General features: G+C 69.6%; 15 protein-coding genes. 10 read left to right on the forward strand and 5 right to left on the reverse strand.

The window, feature by feature from the left end; all coding sequences use genetic code 11:
* Window positions 1–14: 14 nt before the first annotated feature.
* Window positions 15–2,045 (reverse strand): acetate--CoA ligase, encoded by a 2,031-nt coding sequence (gene acs, locus AC1DEM_RS11265; protein WP_476884447.1) that lies wholly within the window; start codon window positions 2,043–2,045, stop codon window positions 15–17.
* Window positions 2,046–2,478: 433 nt separating this feature from the next.
* Between acs and AC1DEM_RS11270 the strand changes: the two genes are divergently transcribed.
* The 3 genes from AC1DEM_RS11270 to AC1DEM_RS11280 all read left to right on the forward strand — a co-directional run bounded on the left by AC1DEM_RS11270 (window position 2,479) and on the right by AC1DEM_RS11280 (window position 5,531).
* Window positions 2,479–3,987: a hypothetical protein gene (locus AC1DEM_RS11270; RefSeq protein WP_476884448.1), complete on the forward strand. Its 1,509-nt coding sequence runs from the start codon at window positions 2,479–2,481 to the stop codon at window positions 3,985–3,987.
* Between the two features lie 99 nt (window positions 3,988–4,086).
* Window positions 4,087–4,854 (forward strand): endonuclease III, encoded by a 768-nt coding sequence (gene nth / locus AC1DEM_RS11275; protein ID WP_476884559.1) that lies wholly within the window; start codon window positions 4,087–4,089, stop codon window positions 4,852–4,854.
* The gene (locus AC1DEM_RS11280; RefSeq protein ID WP_476884449.1) at window positions 4,851–5,531 is read left to right on the forward strand and encodes an NUDIX hydrolase; all 681 of its coding nucleotides are present in this window, start codon (window positions 4,851–4,853) and stop codon (window positions 5,529–5,531) included. Before nth ends, AC1DEM_RS11280 begins: the two co-directional genes overlap by 4 nt.
* Before the next feature lie 25 nt (window positions 5,532–5,556).
* Here the strand turns inward: AC1DEM_RS11280 and AC1DEM_RS11285 are convergent, their stop codons facing one another.
* Entirely contained in the window at window positions 5,557–5,913 is a 357-nt protein-coding gene (locus tag AC1DEM_RS11285) for a YegP family protein (RefSeq protein ID WP_476884450.1), read from the reverse strand.
* 44 nt (window positions 5,914–5,957) lie between these two features.
* Entirely contained in the window at window positions 5,958–7,700 is a 1,743-nt protein-coding gene (locus AC1DEM_RS11290; protein ID WP_476884451.1) for a bifunctional 3'-5' exonuclease/DNA polymerase, read from the reverse strand.
* Window positions 7,701–7,835: 135 nt separating this feature from the next.
* Here AC1DEM_RS11290 and ssd point away from each other — a divergent pair, with 135 nt between their 5' ends.
* The 7 genes from ssd (at window position 7,836) to AC1DEM_RS11325 (ending at window position 13,114) form a co-directional block, all read left to right on the forward strand.
* Window positions 7,836–8,945, forward strand: coding sequence for a septum site-determining protein Ssd (gene ssd, locus AC1DEM_RS11295; RefSeq protein WP_476884452.1), 1,110 nt, complete (start codon window positions 7,836–7,838; stop codon window positions 8,943–8,945).
* The gene (locus AC1DEM_RS11300) at window positions 8,942–10,282 is read left to right on the forward strand and encodes a TadA family conjugal transfer-associated ATPase (RefSeq protein ID WP_476884453.1); all 1,341 of its coding nucleotides are present in this window, start codon (window positions 8,942–8,944) and stop codon (window positions 10,280–10,282) included. Before ssd ends, AC1DEM_RS11300 begins: the two co-directional genes overlap by 4 nt.
* A gap of 209 nt (window positions 10,283–10,491) precedes the next feature.
* A complete protein-coding gene (locus tag AC1DEM_RS11305) occupies window positions 10,492–11,175 on the forward strand; it encodes a type II secretion system F family protein (protein WP_476884560.1) in 684 nt (227 codons plus the stop codon).
* 13 nt (window positions 11,176–11,188) lie between these two features.
* Window positions 11,189–11,800: a type II secretion system F family protein gene (locus tag AC1DEM_RS11310; protein ID WP_476884454.1), complete on the forward strand. Its 612-nt coding sequence runs from the start codon at window positions 11,189–11,191 to the stop codon at window positions 11,798–11,800.
* 140 nt (window positions 11,801–11,940) lie between these two features.
* A complete protein-coding gene (locus AC1DEM_RS11315; RefSeq protein WP_476884455.1) occupies window positions 11,941–12,225 on the forward strand; it encodes a DUF4244 domain-containing protein in 285 nt (94 codons plus the stop codon).
* Window positions 12,222–12,674, forward strand: a complete 453-nt coding sequence (locus tag AC1DEM_RS11320; RefSeq protein WP_476884456.1) for a TadE family type IV pilus minor pilin — start codon at window positions 12,222–12,224, stop codon at window positions 12,672–12,674. The genes AC1DEM_RS11315 and AC1DEM_RS11320 overlap by 4 nt, the downstream gene beginning before the upstream one ends.
* Complete coding sequence (locus tag AC1DEM_RS11325; RefSeq protein ID WP_476884457.1) at window positions 12,674–13,114, forward strand: Rv3654c family TadE-like protein; 441 nt, start codon at window positions 12,674–12,676, stop codon at window positions 13,112–13,114. Before AC1DEM_RS11320 ends, AC1DEM_RS11325 begins: the two co-directional genes overlap by 1 nt.
* Before the next feature lie 163 nt (window positions 13,115–13,277).
* On the opposite strand, the gene AC1DEM_RS11330 is transcribed toward AC1DEM_RS11325, so the two are convergent.
* Window positions 13,278–15,704 carry a DEAD/DEAH box helicase gene (locus AC1DEM_RS11330; protein WP_476884458.1) on the reverse strand — a complete coding sequence of 809 codons (2,427 nt, stop codon included), beginning with the start codon at window positions 15,702–15,704 and terminating at the stop codon, window positions 13,278–13,280.
* 155 nt (window positions 15,705–15,859) lie between these two features.
* Window positions 15,860–16,552, reverse strand: a complete 693-nt coding sequence (locus tag AC1DEM_RS11335; protein WP_476884459.1) for a GNAT family N-acetyltransferase — start codon at window positions 16,550–16,552, stop codon at window positions 15,860–15,862.
* Between the last annotated feature and the right edge of the window lie 109 nt (window positions 16,553–16,661).

Genomic DNA, 16,661 nt, shown 5'->3' on the forward strand with positions numbered 1-16,661 from the left:
CGAAGGGGCGCCGGCTATTTCTTCAGCGATTGGGCGATTTGGGCCATGACGGTGTTGTCGGCCAGGGTGGTCGCGTCGCCCACCTCGCGGCCTTCCGCGACGTCCTTGAGCAGGCGGCGCATGATCTTGCCGGACCGGGTCTTGGGCAGCTCGGGGACCACGAGGATAATTTTGGGCTTGGCGATCGGACCGATTTCCTTGCCCACGTGGTTGCGGAGTTCCTGCACGATCGTCTCTCCGGTGTCCGTGGCATCCCCGCGCAGGATCACGAAGGCGACGACCGCCTGGCCGGTGGTCTCGTCTGCGGCTCCGACGACGGCGGCTTCCGCCACCGCGGGGTGGGACACCAGCGCGGACTCGATTTCGGCGGTGGAGAGCCGGTGCCCGGAAATGTTCATCACGTCATCTACACGGCCCAGCAGCCAGAGGTCGCCGTCCTCGTCCTTCTTGGCGCCGTCGCCGGCGAAGTACATGGTCTCGAAGCGGGACCAGTAGGTTTCCTTGAACCGTTCGGGGTCGCCCCAGATCCCGCGCAGCATGGCCGGCCACGGTTCACGGATCACCAGGAAGCCGCCGTGCCCGTTGGGCACCGATTCGCCGGCCTCGTCCACGACGTCCACGGCGATGCCGGGCAGCGGGACCTGGGCCGAACCGGGCTTGGTCGCCGTGACACCCGGCAGCGGGGCGATCATTTGCGCCCCGGTCTCGGTCTGCCACCAGGTGTCCACGATCGGTGCGGGGTTCTCCTTGCGTTCGCCGTTCTTGCCGGCATTGGAGCCGATGACCTCGCGGTACCACATCCAGGCTTCCGGGTTGATGGGTTCGCCGACCGAACCGAGGACGCGGATCGAGGAGAGGTCGGACTTGGCCGGGATGTCCTTGCCCCACTTCATGAACGTGCGGATGGCGGTGGGGGCGGTGTAGAGGATGGAGACCTTGTACTTCTCCACGATCTCCCACCAGCGGCCCTGGTGCGGGGAGTCCGGAGTGCCTTCGTAGATGACCTGGGTGGCGCCGTTGATGAGCGGGGCGTAGGCAACGTAGGAGTGCCCGGTGACCCAGCCGATGTCGGCGGTGCACCAGTAGACGTCGGTCTCCGGGTGGAGATCGAAGACGGCCCGGTGCGTGTAGGCGGTCTGGGTGAGGTAGCCGCCGGTGGTGTGCAGGATGCCCTTGGGCTTTCCGGTAGTGCCGGAGGTGTAGAGGATGAAGAGCGGGTGCTCGGCGTCGTGCCCGACGGCGGTGTGCTCGGCGGACGCGGCGTCGACTGTGTCCGCCCACCAGTGGTCGCGGCCCTCGTGCCAGTCCACGTCCGCCCCGTTGCGCTTGACCACCACCACGTTCTGCACGGTGTGGCCGTCCCCATCTCCCTCGCGGGCCAGGGCGTCGTCGACGGCGGCCTTCAGAGCGCTGGGCTTGCCGCGGCGGTAGGTGCCGTCGGCCGTGACCACGAGCTTGGCCTCGGCGTCGTCAATCCGGGAACGCAAGGCATCGGCGGAGAAGCCGCCGAAGACCACGGAATGGATAGCGCCGATCCTGGCGCATGCCAGCATGGTGATGACGGCCTCGGGAATCATGGGCAGGTACACCGCGACGCGGTCGCCCTTCGCCACGCCCAGGGACTCGAAGGCGTTCGCGGCCTTCTTCACTTCCTCGGTCAGCTGTGCGTAAGTGTACGTGCGGGTGTCGCCGGGCTCGCCCTCGAAGTAGATCGCCACCCGGTCCCCGTTACCGGCCAAGACGTGGCGGTCCAGGGCGTTGTAGGCGGCGTTGACCTCCCCGCCGACAAACCACTTCGCGAACGGCGGGTTGGACCAGTCCAGCGTCTGGGTGAAGTCCTTGGACCAGCTGAGCAGTTCGCGGGCCTGCTTCGCCCAGAACGCGGGGCGGTCGGCGTCGGCCTCGGCGTACTCACCCGCGGAGACCACCGCATTCGCCGCGAACTCGGCCGACGGCGCGAAGCGGCGGTTCTCCTGGGACAAGTTTTCGAAGGCGTCGCCGTGGGGCGTCTGCGTGGCCATGGAGCCGGGTGTCTGCTGGGACATGGTGAACCTCGTCATTCATCGATCCGGGCTCCGCGGCCATGCGCGTCGCCTCCGCGCGGGGCCGCATGCGCGACGCCGGGCGGCGGCAGACCGCGGCAGTGCCGCTGGAGCTGTCTGGAATAAACACTAATACGTGGGTCCGACCAAACGTGCGCCCCGTCACAAACAGCGCCGTGAGTGGTGTTTGTTAAGCGCCGAATGGTTCGTTGGCGGCGCCGGGCTGCGGCCGGGAGCCAGGCGTCCGCGATTCGGAAGGCCGGAGAATTCTGCTGTGGCCGTCCTCGGCTTGTCCGCTAGTGATCGGCCATCCACTTGGCTAGGCTGAGATGAAGTTGTGACATCCGATGGAGGCGACAGGAACCGCTTGCGGCGCTGTCTTTGCCTGCCGTTAGGCGGCGCTGTCCAGGGTGCCGCCATGCTAAGGAGATACGGAATGAACGAGCAAGACAACGGGCAGCTCCGGGCGCCCGCCCAGAGCCAGGGCGGAACGGCGCAGCCGGGGCCGGCCGGGTTCGGGGATGCGCCACGCTTCACGGTGGACAAGAAGACCGCGAAGAAGAACGAGGCCGTCCTCGGCCCCTTCACCATCCGGGACCTCACCGTCTTCGGCTCTACACTGCTTCTTTTCATTGCCTCGCTGATTCCGATGTTTGCTTTCGCATACAACTTGTGGAATCTGGGCAGCCTGTTCTTCCTGGGCCTGGGTATCGTGCTTCCGCTCATTGTCACCGCGTTGTTCGTGGCCCGCCGCCTCAGCCCGTCGACCAAAATCCGGATCGGGTCCCTGTCGATCGACCAGTTCGCGTCCGTCGTGGCGTCTTTCACGCTGGCTTTCTTCTTCCTGGCCGTCGCCGGGGCCTTCGTGCCGAGCATGCTGATAGCGCTCCTTGGCGCCCTGGGCCTCTTCGCGGCCACCGTCCTGGCCCGCTGGATTCCGTTCTTTGCTGGCGACTTCCTGGGCCGGGAGGAATCCCCTGCCCACATCGTGGCCCGTGAAGCTTCAGCCCCGGTGCAAAAGCCCCGTGCGCCGAAGGCGCCGAAACAGCCCAAAACGGCCAAGGACTCCGCGGGAACAGGTGCATCCAAGGCGGCAGGTACGGGCGCCGCAGCATCGGGCGCGGCAGCATCCGGCACCGCAGCATCGGGCGCGGCAGCGGGCTGGGGCAAGCGCCCGGCCGCCAGCGGCCCGGTAACCGGCGGCCAGGCGGCAACCTCACCGGCCGCGCCGGCGGCAACTTCACCGGCCGCGCCGGCGGCGGGAGCAGCGTCAGCAGGGGCGCCGTCGGCGGGTGCGGCACCCGTTGCGTCACCGGGCGCTGCGGCATCCAGTGCACCGGAGACTCAGATTTCGGGCGTTGTACCCGCAGCCGGCGCGGCTGCCACAGCGCCATTGGCCTCGTCGACGCCGGGCGCCTCGTCGACGCCGTCGACGCCGTCTCCGTCGGCTGAGTCGGCACGGTCCGCTGAACCGGCTGCGTCCGGTGCGGCAGAGACCCGGGCCGCCGCCGTCCCGGCTGCTGCCGCCGGTGCCGCAGCCGCCGGTGCCGCTGCAGCCGCTGGTGCCGCTGCGCAGACCCCGACCGCGGCTGAGCAGACCCAGGCCGCCGGCGTTCCGGCAACCCCCGGCGGCAGTGCCCCCACCACCGTCAACCCCCAGGTCCGGCCAAACGACCAGGTCCGCCCGCAGGAGCCCATCGGCGCCACGGTGGATCCCGCCAGCCGGCCCGCCGAGGACGATGTCCACCCTGTGCACGAGGCGTTCTGGTTCGCCGTCGCACAGCCCCGCACCGCCGTCGACCCGCGCACCGGAGCCCCGGCTTTCGTCATTGAACCCGGCGGCTGGGTCCTGGCCATTGAGGACCGCGGCAACGAGTTCCTCGTCCAGCACACCGACGGCCGGTTGGGCGTCCTGCGGGACCTCAGCAACATCGAACGCGGTTAGCCCAACCCTGTGACCACGGAATCCGGCAGCACGGTATCCGGCACCCCGGTCCCCGGTAGCGCCAAGCCCCGTGCGGCGCGGGCGTCCGGGGAGTCTGTCCTGGCGCTCAAGCGCCGCGCGCGCCGGATCAACCGGGAACTCGCGGAACAGTACCCCTATGCCCACGCGGAGCTGGACTTCCGCAGCCCGTTCGAGCTCGTGATAGCTACCGTGCTGTCCGCGCAGACCACGGACGTGCTGGTCAACCAGATTACGCCCCTGCTGTTCGCCCGCTACCCGGACGCGCGGCGGATGGCGGAGGCGGATCCGGCCGAGCTGGAGGCCATCATCAAGCCCACCGGTTTCTTTCGCGCCAAGGCCAGAAATCTCCTGGCGCTGTGCACCCGGCTTGTGGACGAGTACGACGGCGAGGTGCCGGGCCGGCTGGAGGAGCTGGTGACGCTTCCCGGCGTCGGGCGGAAAACCGCGAACGTCGTGCTGGGCAATGCTTTCGGCATTCCGGGCATCACGGTGGACACCCACTTCGGCCGCCTGGCGCGGCGTCTGGGCTGGACGGAATCGGATGACCCGGTCCGGATCGAATCCGACGTCGCTGCGCTGTTCGAGCCGAAGGACTGGACCATGCTCTCGCACCGCGTCGTCTTTCACGGCCGCCGCGTCTGCCACTCCCGCAAGCCGGCCTGCGGCGCCTGCGCCGTCGCCAACTGGTGCCCCAGCTACGGGATGGGGGAAACCGATCCGGAGAAGGCCAGGAAACTGCTGAAGTACGAACTCGCCCCGGGGCAGGAGGCACTGCTGGCCCGGTTGCTGGCCGAGACGCACCGCGCCGCGGAAATCCGGATGGAATCGCAGAGGAAGCAGCCTTGACCGCGCGCCAGGACCTCGTCGACCTCGTAGCCGCGGTGGAGGCGGGCACGGCGCCGGCCCCGGATCCGCGCTGGCGGGAACTCGCCGTCGAACCCGGTGAGCGGGTCCGCAGGGCCGCCGTGCTCATGCTCTTTGGTGCGCTGGGCAACGATCCAGCCGAGTCCGAGAAACTGCTCGCTCCCGCCGATTTGGACGTGCTGCTGCTCCAGCGGGCCCAAACCCTGGAGGACCATCCCGGGCAAGTGGCTTTTCCGGGCGGCGGCATCGACCCGGGGGAGTCCGTGGTCGACGCCGCCCTTCGCGAGGCGGAAGAGGAGACCGGACTGAACCCTGCAGGCGTAGACGTCCTCGGAGTAATGCCTGAACTGGCGCTGCCCCGGGGCAATTTCCTGGTCACCCCGGTCCTGGCCTGGTGGGCTGCCCAGTCACCGGTCCGTGTGGTGGACTACGGTGAATCCGCGCAGGTGTTCCGTGTTCCGGTCCGCGACCTGCTGGACCCGGACAACCGCGTGATGGCAACGGTCAGCCGGGCCGGCCAAACGTTCCAGAGCCCCGCCTTCACCGTCAACGGAGTAGTGGTGTGGGGGTTTACCGGGATGATCCTGAACCAGCTTTTTGAACAGCTGGGCTGGGCCGTTCCTTGGGACCGCGCGCGGCTCTACGGGATTGATGCGTGAAGCCCACAGGGTACCGGCGGGTCCGCTAGCCGGTCGCCACGGCACTGCCCGCCAGGGGAACGCGCAGCCGTCCTGCCGACGTGCTGGCGGCCATCCGCCGGTTGGTACCTGACCGATCCACAACCAGGCCGGTCGCGGCGTTCTCGCGCACGGCGTTGATGCCCGCCGCCGCGCTCTTGATGGAGCTAAAGAGCGGTGACACGGCAACTACCGTGCCATCCGCCGCCGTTAACCTGAAGAAATAAGCCTTATCGCCAGCCTGCGCGATCTCAAAAATGCCAGCCAAACCGCTGCCTCCCCAATTCCTTGCGTCGTTGCAATAGCCGGCGGTTCGTACGGGAATTCGCCAGCCTTTCGAGGGTAGTCGGGTGACGGAGCCCACACAACGCTACCGACGGGTACGTTACAGGCGGTGACTTCTGTCACTCATTTGGCGTGGTCGTACGAGTCCACCACCGCCACGCTGACCGGAAATTCGACTGGAATCCGGCCGAACAACAGTTCCTTGGCGGCAGTCGCGGAGGCCTCGATCGCCTTGATGCAGTCGCCGACGGCGCTTTCGGGGCAGTGCACCATGACTTCGTCGTGGAGGAAGAACACCAGTTCGCCAACGGCTGCGCCGTCCGATCGCATGGTGCGTAGCCGGCGCCTGAGTTCAGCGAGCCAGCACGCCGCCCAATCAGCGGCCGAGCCCTGGACAACGAAGTTCCGGGTGAAGCGGCCGCGCGAGCGGGCGATCGAGTCCGCCCGGCGCTGTTCTTCCGCGGTGGTGGAGTGCTGGCTCTGCAGCCAGCGGTCCGACGGCGGCGGGCTGCTCCTGCCCAGCCGTGAAGTGACGGTCTTGCCGGCTTCGCCGTCGCGGGCGGCCTGCTCGACGAAGCCCACGGCGCGGGGGTATGTGCGGGCCAGCTGGGGCATCAGCCGTCCGGACTCGCCCGTCGTCGCCCCGTAGATGGCTCCGAGGAGGGCCACCTTGGCTTTTGCCCGGTCGCCGCCGAAGCCCTGCGCGGCAATGCCTGCATAGAGGTCCTTGTCCCGGGCGGCCTCGGCCATCTTGGAGTCCTGAGCCAGCGCCACGAGCACACGCGGTTCCAGCTGCGAGGCGTCGGCAACGATCAGTTTGTGGCCTGGATCGGCGTGCACCGCGCCGCGGATCTGGCGCGGGATTTGAAGCGCCCCGCCGCCCCGGGACGCCCACCGGCCCGACACCACGCCGCCCACCACGTACTCAGGCTGGAACCGCCCGTCCTTCACCCAAGTATCGAGCCATGCCCAGCCATTGGCCGCGTGGAGACGGGCCAGCTTCTTGTATTCCAGCAGCGGCACGATCGCGGGGTGGCTGGATTCCTTCAGCTCCCATTGGCGGGTGGTCTTCACTTCGATGCCGTTGCGGTGCAGGGCGCGCATGAGCTCCTGCGGGGAGTCCGGGTTCAGCGCCGGCGACTTCAGCAGCAGCCTCAGGTCGACCGTGAGTGATTCGAGTCTGGCCGGGCGCTGTCCCGGAGCCGGGCGGGGTCCGAGGTGATCCGCGAGAATCTGCTCGTGCAGTTCCTCCCGCCACGGGACACCGGTGTGCTGCATTTCGACGGCGATCATGGCCCCGGCAGATTCCGCCGCGAGCAGCAGCTGCAGCCGTTGGCGCCAGCTGGCGTCGGTGACGGTCGCCGTGCCCGAGCCCGAGCCAGGGTCCGTTCCCGCCTGGCTCAGCGCCGCCTGCTGCGCGGCGTACTCGGCGCGGAGAGCCTCAAGGGACTGGCCGGGACGCTGGCCGGGGGCCGGGGCATCGAACAGGGCCCCCTGTTCCGGCGGCGGGGCAGGGGGCTGCAGGCCCCGCGGTGGCTGGTGCAGCTCGTCGTCCTGCGTCAGCTTCTCCGCCGCCTGCGCATAGCCGGTGTGCGCGGTGAACTCCGAGTGGGCCAGGATTGAACCGCACAACGTGAGGTCGTAGCAACGCTCGAGATCCACCCCGGCGCCCAGAAGCGCCGGGTACCAGTCCTGCGTCCGGTGCCAGATCCAGCGCGGGTGCCGCGCCTCAAGCCCGCGCACAACTCCGGCGAGGTCGCCGGCGCTGACAACCCGGGGTCCCGGATTGGACGGTTCAGGAGCGCCGTCCGCCGTGAGTTGCTGCAGCGCCGCGCCGTCGGCGTGGGCAGCGAGCAGCAGGTACATAGGGTCAATTCTGCCCTGCCCCGGGGCGTGGTCCGTGCGCATCTCCTCGCCGCGGCGGCAGGAAGGCCGCGATGCTTGTCCACATAGCCCACGACGGCGGTTACGCCGCGCTTGGCGCCCGGGCACAGTGGCAGCATGAACAGGCACCAGCAACGTGGTCCAGGCTCGCCGCCTCCGCCGGAGCAGGGGCCCTGGATCCCCGGGGATTCCGCGGAAACCCTGCTCGTCACCGGGGTCGATGTGCTGCGCGGCGAAGTGGAACGCATCGTGGCGGCGGCCGGCGGCCAGCTGCGGACGGTGCAGGACGTTGCCGAGGCTGCACCGTTCTGGGACGCCGCGGCCGCCGTGCTGGTGGGCAGTGACATCCGCGAGCTGCCGCCCCGGCGGAGGGCTCCTGCCGTGCTGCTCGGCCTCAAAGGTGACGGGGACGGGCTGTGGCATCTGGCCGCCGCCGTCGGGGCTGAACGCGTCGCGGTGCTGCCGGAGGCGGCCGCCTGGCTGGCGGAATACCTGAGCCGGTCCCGCGCGCCGGAAGCCGGCGGACTCGTTCTGGGTCTCACCGGCGGCTGCGGCGGTGCCGGGGCCACGACGGCCGCCATCTGGATCGCGCAGGCCGCCGCCGGAACCGGGATCCGCGTGCTCCTGATCGACGGCGACCCCTGTGGCGGCGGCCTGGAACTGTCGTTGGCCGCCGAGGACGCCCCCGGGCTCCGCTGGCCGGATCTGGCCGGGGTGAGCGGGAGCATCGACCCTGCCCAACTGCACGATGCGCTGCCGGGCGCCGGCGGATTCGCTTTCCTGTCGTGGCCGGGTACCCGGGATCGTGCCGTCGGTGTGGACGCGGTCACCGTGGCCGCGGTGCTCGACGCCGCCCGCCGCGGCTGCGAGTTGGTCGTGCTGGATATTGGCCGGGAACGGGAGGCCTTGCGGGCCTTCGCCGGCGAATGCGACCGGATCATCGTCGTCGCGCCCGCCCGGCTGCGGGCCGCCGTCGCCACGGCCTGGCTGGTGCAGGAGCTTCCACTTGTGGACACCGCGCTCGTGGTCCGGGCCGGTCCCGGCGCCGCCTTGGATGCGCCACTGATTGCCGACTCCGTGGGGCTTGCCCTTCAGGGCATCATGCCAGACATCAAGGGTCTGGCCGGAGCAACGGAACTCGGCCGCCTTCTGGAAGCCGGCCGGCAGCGCGCCGTCCGCCGGTTCGCCACCGGAGTCCTTGATCTGAACGGCGGAGATGCCTCATGAGTGCCCATGCGGCCGTGGAACCCGCCGAACCGGAACAGCCCACCCGGCGGGCTCCGGGGCGCCGGCGTTCGCAGGGATTTCTCGATCAGACGCTGCTGGATTCCGTGCGCGAGTCCGTCATGGCAGATGCTTCCCCGGTGACTCCGTCGCGGGTGGCGGCCGCGGTGCAGGCCAGCGGACGGCTGCTCGGCACGGCCGGCGCCCTGGCTGCGGTGGAGAGCATCAGCGCGGAACTGAACGGCCTGGGCCCCTTGCAGCCGCTCACCCGGGACCCCGCCGTGACGGACATCTTTGTCAACGGGCCGGACTCGGTCTGGCTGGACCGCGGCGGCGGTCTGGAGAAGGCGCCTGTCGTCTTTTCCGGGGAACCGCAGATCCGGGCCCTCGCCGCGAGGCTGGTGGCAGCCGGCGGCCGCCGGCTGGATGACGGTTCGCCGTGCGTCGACGTCCGGCTCGACGGCGGCTACCGGGTGCACGCGGTGCTGCCGCCCATTTCCACGGCCGGAACCCTCCTGAGCGTGCGCATCCGCCGGGCCACGGTCTTCACCATGCCCGAGCTGAGGCGCGACGGCATGTTCGGGACCGGAACGTCCGGGAGCGTGGTCCAGTCCGTACTCGAACGCATGGTGGCGTCCAGGCTGAGCTTCCTCATCAGCGGAGCCACCGGCTCGGGGAAAACGACGCTACTGGCTACGCTGCTGGGACTTTGCCACCCGGGGGAGAGGCTCGTCCTGATTGAGGACGCCGCGGAACTGAATCCGGTCCACCCGCACGTCGTCGCGCTGGAATCCCGGCACGGAAACCTGGAAGGCGGCGGTGCCGTGGACCTCGGCGAACTGGTCCGCCAGGCCCTGAGGATGCGGCCGGACCGGCTGGTGGTGGGCGAATGCCGCGGCGCGGAAGTCCGCGAACTGCTCTCGGCCATGAACACCGGACACACCGGAGGCGGCGGGACCATCCACGCGAATGAGGCCTCGGCTGTTCCCGCCCGGCTGGCGGCCCTTGGCGCGCTCGCCGGCATGGGCCAGGACGCCGTACGGCTGCAGGTCGCCAGTGCGATCGACGCCGTCGTACATGTCGAACGGACCGAAACCGGGCGCCAGGTCGCGAGCATTGGAATCATGGAGGCCGACGACATTGGCCTGACAGTCACCGGCGCATTGGACGTCCAACAGGGCCGGCTCCGCTTCGGCCGGGCCTGGCCGCAGCTGGCACACCGTCTCGGCCTGGATCCCGGGCTGGCCGGAGCGGGCCCCTCCGAGCTACAGGAAGCGCGGCCGGCAGAGCGCCCGCCGGGATCCGGACACGAACCCGCGAGGGCAAGGACGCTTCGATGACCGCCCTGGTGATCTTCGCCTTGGTGCTGGCCGTGTGGCTGGCATTTCCCTCCTCGCGCGCGGCCGGTCAGCGTATCCGCAGGGCATTGCAAGGCGCCGGCACCGGAAGTTCCGCCGCCGACGCGCAGCCGCGATCCCGCCGGCTTTGGGCTGTCCGGCGATTCCGTGGCTTGCACGGTAGGGGATCAGCAGATGCTGGGACCGTGCCAATGACGGTGGTGGTCCAACAGTTGGCCGCGCTGCTGAAGGGAGGGCGCATCCCCGCCCGGCTGTGGGACGAACTCTGGGTCCTGTACGGCGGGGACGCTGCGCGGGAACGGTCCGCGGGCCAGATGGCGGGTCACGGTGCCGGCCGCTACCAAGCCCGCGAAGGCTCCGGAACGGTCCTCGGCCCGGAGTCCCTCAGGATCCTTGCGGCCGCGCGTGCCGCCGCCCTGCGCGGGTCCTCCGTGGCCTCGGCCATCCGTCGCGAGGTCTCCGGCAGCACTGCCGGCGACGGCACCGTCGTTTTAGCCATGGGGGCGGCGGGCGTCCGCGCCGGCCGGGACGTGCACGTGTGGGGCGAGCTCGCCGCATGCTTTGACACAGCCGAGGCCAGCGGTTGCCCGCTGGCCGATGTCCTGGCGCGCTTTGCCGCCCACCTTGAGACGGAGGACGACGCCGAGGCCGCCCGGGAGACCGCCCTGGCGGGTCCGCGCGCGACTGTCCGTTTACTGACCTGGCTCCCGCTGTCCGGTCTGGCTCTCGGCCTGCTGCTGGGCGTGGATCCGGTGGCGACGCTGCTGGGGAACCCCTGGGGCCTCGCGGCGCTGGCCGCAGGTGTGGTGCTGACCGCCGTCGGCCGGTGGTGGTCCTCACGGCTCGTCCGGGCCGCGGCGGAAGCCCCATCGTGACTCCGCGGCCGCCGTGAGGCCCGAACTGGCCGGATTCGTGGTGGCAGCGAGCCTGGCCGGTGCAGCCGCAGTGGTCCTCGCCCGCCCGGACCGGGCCCGCCGGCGGCTCCGGCGCCAATTTCCGGCCCCGGCACACCCGGCCGCCCGACGTCCGGCGCCCGGCGGCACCGGACGGCGCGGAGGGCATGGGTTCCCAGGCCTGCGGGATACCGCCATGATGCTGGAACTGATCGGCGCCATGCTGGATGCGGGTGCCGGGCTTGGCCGGTCCCTCGAACTCGTCGCCGCCCTTGTGTCTCCGGAACTCGGGCGACAGCTTCGGCCGGTCGTATCGGCACTCGCAATCGGCGCCGACTGGGACACAGCATGGCGCAGTTCCGGTGCCCGGGCGCCCCAGCTCCTCGCCCTGCGCGACGCGCTTTGCTTCGCCGCGCTCACCGGAGCCCCCTCCTCAGCGCTGCTCTATGCCCAGGCCGCCCGGCTTCGCCGCGAACGCAACAGGGCGGCCGAGCAGCGTGCTGCTGCGCTGGGCGTGAAACTCGTTGTGCCGCTGGGCCTGTGCTCCCTGCCGGCGTTTGTGTGCCTCGGCGTCGTGCCCGTGCTCCTGGGGCTGATCCCGGCCTGATGCCGGCAGCTCTCCTCCACAGCCCGCCCGTAGGGGCACGTTTTCCACTTGGCGGACCTCGGGGCTTACGGCGCAACAGCCCAGCCGGGAGAGTCGAAGCAGCCGGCGATCCTGCCGGTGTCCCGTGGAAGGAAAAGCAGATGTCAATAAGTCAGGACGGTCCCGCTGCAAATCGGAAGGACGCAGGGGAGGGCGGTGTGGCCGGGGTGTACGAAATCTATCCCGGCGCCAGCTCGGTTGTCCCCGTTCAGCCGCGCCGGCGCAGGAGGCCGCCATCCGCGCAGGCGGGAATGGCCACCGCTGAATATGCCATTGCAACGCTGGCCGCCGTAGGGTTCGCCGGGGTCCTCGTGTTCATCATGCGCAGCGATGAGGTCCGCGGTTTCCTCCTGAACCTCATTCGGACTGCGCTCACGCTGCCATGAAGGCAGGCTGGCGCGGCTGGGGCGGTGGCAGCCGGAAGGAACCGCCGCGCACCGCGGAGTGCCGCGGGGCGGTGACTGCGGAGTTCGCCGTGGCGTTGCCATCGGTCGTGTTCCTGCTCGCCCTGCTGCTGGCGGGTTCGGCGGCGGGAGTGACGCAACTGCGCGTCGAGGAAGCGGCCCGCGGCGGTGCCCGCGCGCTGGCGCGGGGAGCGGGGGCCGGCGAAGTGGGTGACATTGTCCGCCGGCTTGCCGGCGATACGGCAGCGGCCGAGGTGACACTCGACGGCGAATGGCACAGGGTCACCGTGTCCGGCCGCGTCCCGGGGGCTGTCGGTTCTCTCATTCCGTGGCTCCTGAGCGCCAGTGTGTGGGCGCGTGCTGAGGCCCCGGGTGCTGCACAACAGCCCCGCTTGAATGGTGCCTCCCGCTCCCCGGGGCAGGGCACCTGATGTCGCCGGCACGTCTCTGGGCCCGGGCGCCGCGGCCCCGAAGTTCGGATCCTGACCATGCCCCGCACCGCTGGAGGCCTTCGGAGCGGGGCTCCGGGACGGTCTTGGCCCTGGGGCTCGGGCTGGTGGTCATCGCGGCGGTGGCCTTGCTGCTGCTTCTGGCCCAATCGGCCGTCGCGGCGTCGCGGGCTGCGGCGGCTGCCGACCTCGCGGCGCTGGCTGCCGCGGATGCCGCACGGGGAATCACGTCCGGCGAGCCCTGTGCCGTGGCCCGGGAGGTCGCGTTGAAGAACGACGCCGCGATGGTTGCCTGTTCTGAGGGCGCGGACGCCACAGTGCAGGTCCGCACCGAGCTCGGCGCCGGACCGTTCCTCGGGGCGGCCACAGGGCTGGCCCGGGCGGGACCGCCGCCTGCGCCCGGGAGCCAGACCCCGCCGTGAACGGCGCCCCGTTCCCTGCGGAGGACCAGACGCGGAGGGCCGGAAGCCGCGAATCTGCCCGCGGCTGGCTCCGCGAATCGTCCCTTGGCTGGCGCCGACGTCCCGCGGTGGCCGCTCCGAGGTGCCACGGCCGTGCGCCGGCGAAATGATGCTGAGGCGCGGTTCAGGCTCGGAGCGGCTGGGCGGGCTTCTCTCCCGTTGTCACGGCCGCGGCCGCCGGTGCGCCGGAGTTGCCGCTCTGCATCAGTTCGCTGGCGTCTTTGAGCAGCACGTTGATCAGTGTGACGGCAGCGTCCTTGTCGAGCGGGTTGTTCTTGTTGCCGCACTTCGGTGACTGGACGCAGGACGGGCAGCCGGACTCGCATTCGCAGGCCTTGATCGCGTCGCGGGTGGCAGTCAGCCACAACCTGGCCTTGTCGTAGCCGCGTTCGGCGAAGCCGGCCCCGCCGGGGTGGCCGTCGTAGACAAAGATGGTGGGCACTCCGGTGTCGGCGTGGATGGCCGTGGACACTCCGCCGATGTCCCAACGGTCGCTGGAAGCCACGAGCGGCAGGAGGCCGATGGCCGCGTGCTCGGCCGCGTGCAGGGCTCCGGGGAACTGCGCCTCGATCAGCCCGGCGCCGGTCAGCGAGCGGTTGTCCACGACAAACCAGACAGCCTTGGTAAACAGGTCCCTGGCGCCCAGCTCCAGGGGTTCCTCGCCGAGGATCTCGTTTGAAATCAGCGCCTTGCGCTGGAAGGAGACCACGTGGGTTGTCACTTTCACGTCGCCGAAATGCACGGCCACATCGCCCCACTGGGTGGTGCGTTCCGTTTCGAGGACCTCGATCTGGGTCACGTCCCGGGCGGTGGTGTAGTAGTCGGGGTTCGCCCGGCGCACCATCACACAGTGATCGTCCTCGTTCAGGTCCTCCACCACATAGCTGTCGCCCTGGTGGACATAGATGGCGCCGGTATGGGCCTGGTAATGGGTCTGGGGCGAATCCATGGTGCCGAGCAGGGAGCCGGTCTCGGCGTCCACGATGCTCACCGGACCTCCCCCGTCGGCCCGGAGGTTCACCATGGCCGCGGCACTCTGCGGATGGGTCCAAAACCATCCGGCCGGCCGTTTGCGCAGGTAGCCCTGCAGAACCAGCCGGTCCAGCAGCTTCTCCGACGTGGCTCCGAAGAGGTCCAGTTCGGCGAACCCGAGGGGAAGTTCCGCGGCGGCGGCGCACAGGTGCGGGCCCAGGACATACGGGTTGGAGGGATCGAACACCGTGGCCTCCACCGAGACGTCGAAAATCGCCTCGGGGTGGTTCACCAAGTACGTGTCCAGCGGGTCATCGCTGGCCACGAATGCCGCGATCGCGTCCTGGCCGGCGCGGCCCGCCCGGCCGATCTGTTGGAACAACGACGCCCGGGTGCCCGGCCAGCCTGCGACCAGCACGGCGTCGAGACCGGAAATGTCGATGCCCAGCTCCAGCGCGGACGTGCTCGAGACGCCCAGCAGTTCGCCCGAGCGCAGCGCCTTTTCCAGAGCACGCCGCTCCTCCGGCAGGTAGCCCGAGCGGTAGGCGGCCACACGCTGCGGCAGGCTGGGGTCCACCTCGTCGAGGAGGCGCTTGGCGATGGAGGAAATCGTCTCTGCCCCCCGCCTGGACTTGATAAACGCAATGGTCCGGGTGCGGGAGGACACCAGGTTGGCCAGCAGGTCGGCGGTCTCTGCGACGGCGGTCCGGCGCTCCTTGGCACCGTTTTCGCCTCGGAGCTCCGTCAGGGCCGGCTCCCAAAACGCCACGGTGGTGGAGCCATGAGGCGAGCTGTCTTCGGATACGGCGCGCACCGGTGCGCCGATCAGCCGGCCGAAGGACTGCTCGGGATCAGAGGCCGTGGCGGAGGCCGCGATGAACACAGGTCCGGGATGCGAGCCGCCGGGGCTGTAGTAGGCGCAGATCCGGCGCAGTCGGCGCATGAGGTTTGCCACATGGGAGCCGAAGACCCCGCGGTAGCTGTGGGCCTCATCCACGATCACATAGCGGAGGCGCCGGAAGAACCTGGCCCACCACGCATGGTTCGGGAGGATGCCGAAGTGCAGCATGTCAGGGTTGGCGAGGATGAAGTTCGCGTGGTCGCGAATCCAGCGCCGGGAAGCGGGATCGGTGTCGCCGTCGTAGGTTTCGGCCCGGACGGTGGGGAGCTTCAGGGCCCGGATGGCGGCCAGCTGGTCGGCCGCCAGTGCCTTCGTGGGGGACAGATAGAGGGTCACGGCGCCGTCGTCGTGGATCTTCCCGGGATCGGACAGGACCCTGAGCTCGGAACGGTGGATCGCGTCCAAGGCCGGCAGCTGATACGCCAGGGACTTCCCGGACGCCGTGCCGGTGGCGATGACCACGTGCTCTCCGGCGTGAGCCAGTTCGGCGGCCTGAATTTGGTGGAGGTAGGGCTCGTGGATGCCCAGGGAACCGTACGCTTCTACAAGATCCGGGTGGGACCACTCCGGCCACGGCGCATTGACGGCCTGGCGGGCCGGGATCGTCCGCACATGGCGCAGCTGTTCCGGGTCCGGGCCTCGGCCCAGCAACGGAATCAGGGACTCATGCGGGTTCACTCACACATTCTTTCATCCGGCCTCAAATCGCCCGCCCGACAGGCGGCCGCGGCCCCAGCGCGGCGAACGGCCAAACGGGGGTCGCGCGGGGCAGCCAAGAGGTCGGCAGGTTGGCCGGGCGCCCGTTCCCGGGCGGGGTCACCGCGCGCGGCGCCTCAATCGACGGACAGGTCCGCCCCTTCGTCCGACGTCGACAACATCAGTACGTGGGAGACCATGCGCCAGCCAAGGTGCGAATACAGTTTTTGCCCGTCCAGCGAGGCGAGCAGCAACCCGGAATCCACGTCGTGTTCGAACGCCTGGGCGGCCAGGGCCTTCATGATGAAGCTGCCCAGCCCCCGCCGCTGGTAGGTCGGCGACGTCACGATGTTGTCGAAGATGGCGGTGTTTCCCACCACAAACACGCGTCCGCTCGCGGCGACCTCATCGCGAGCGCGGACCACCGCGTGGTGGACGCCGTCCGTCCGGGATGTCTCCAGCTTGAGGTCGTCGTCCGAAAGCCACGGGTCCTCCGAGTCCTGGGTCTCCATGTCCACAATCATCATGGTCTGGGAAGCCGAGGTGACATGGAGGCCGTGCCGCGGTCCGAGGACCGAATACCTGGCAACGTCGTTGGTGAGAATCGTGAGGACTCTGGCCGGCACTTCGGCCGTCTTCGCCGCCAGCTCAGCGAACTCTGCATCGGAGGGATCATAGGCGAAGTATTCCCATTCGTGGGTGGTGTCCGCGCGAAAAGCCGCAGGGAACCGTCCCTCCCTGCGTGTCTCATATCCGCGACAGCCTGCCCATCCGGCAACCCAGACTTCCAGCAGGTGAGTGGTGTCTTCAACCATGGCGTCAAGACTCATGTGATGAGCGTATTCCAGCAGTGCCACGAGCAACAGTGGCCGGGTCGGGGAAGGGCGCTTGCGTACCCAATTGTGACTGTTGGCCGGCCCTCCTTCCCAGCAAGTACCC

This window comes from Arthrobacter sp. 05T420 (assembly GCF_056396305.1).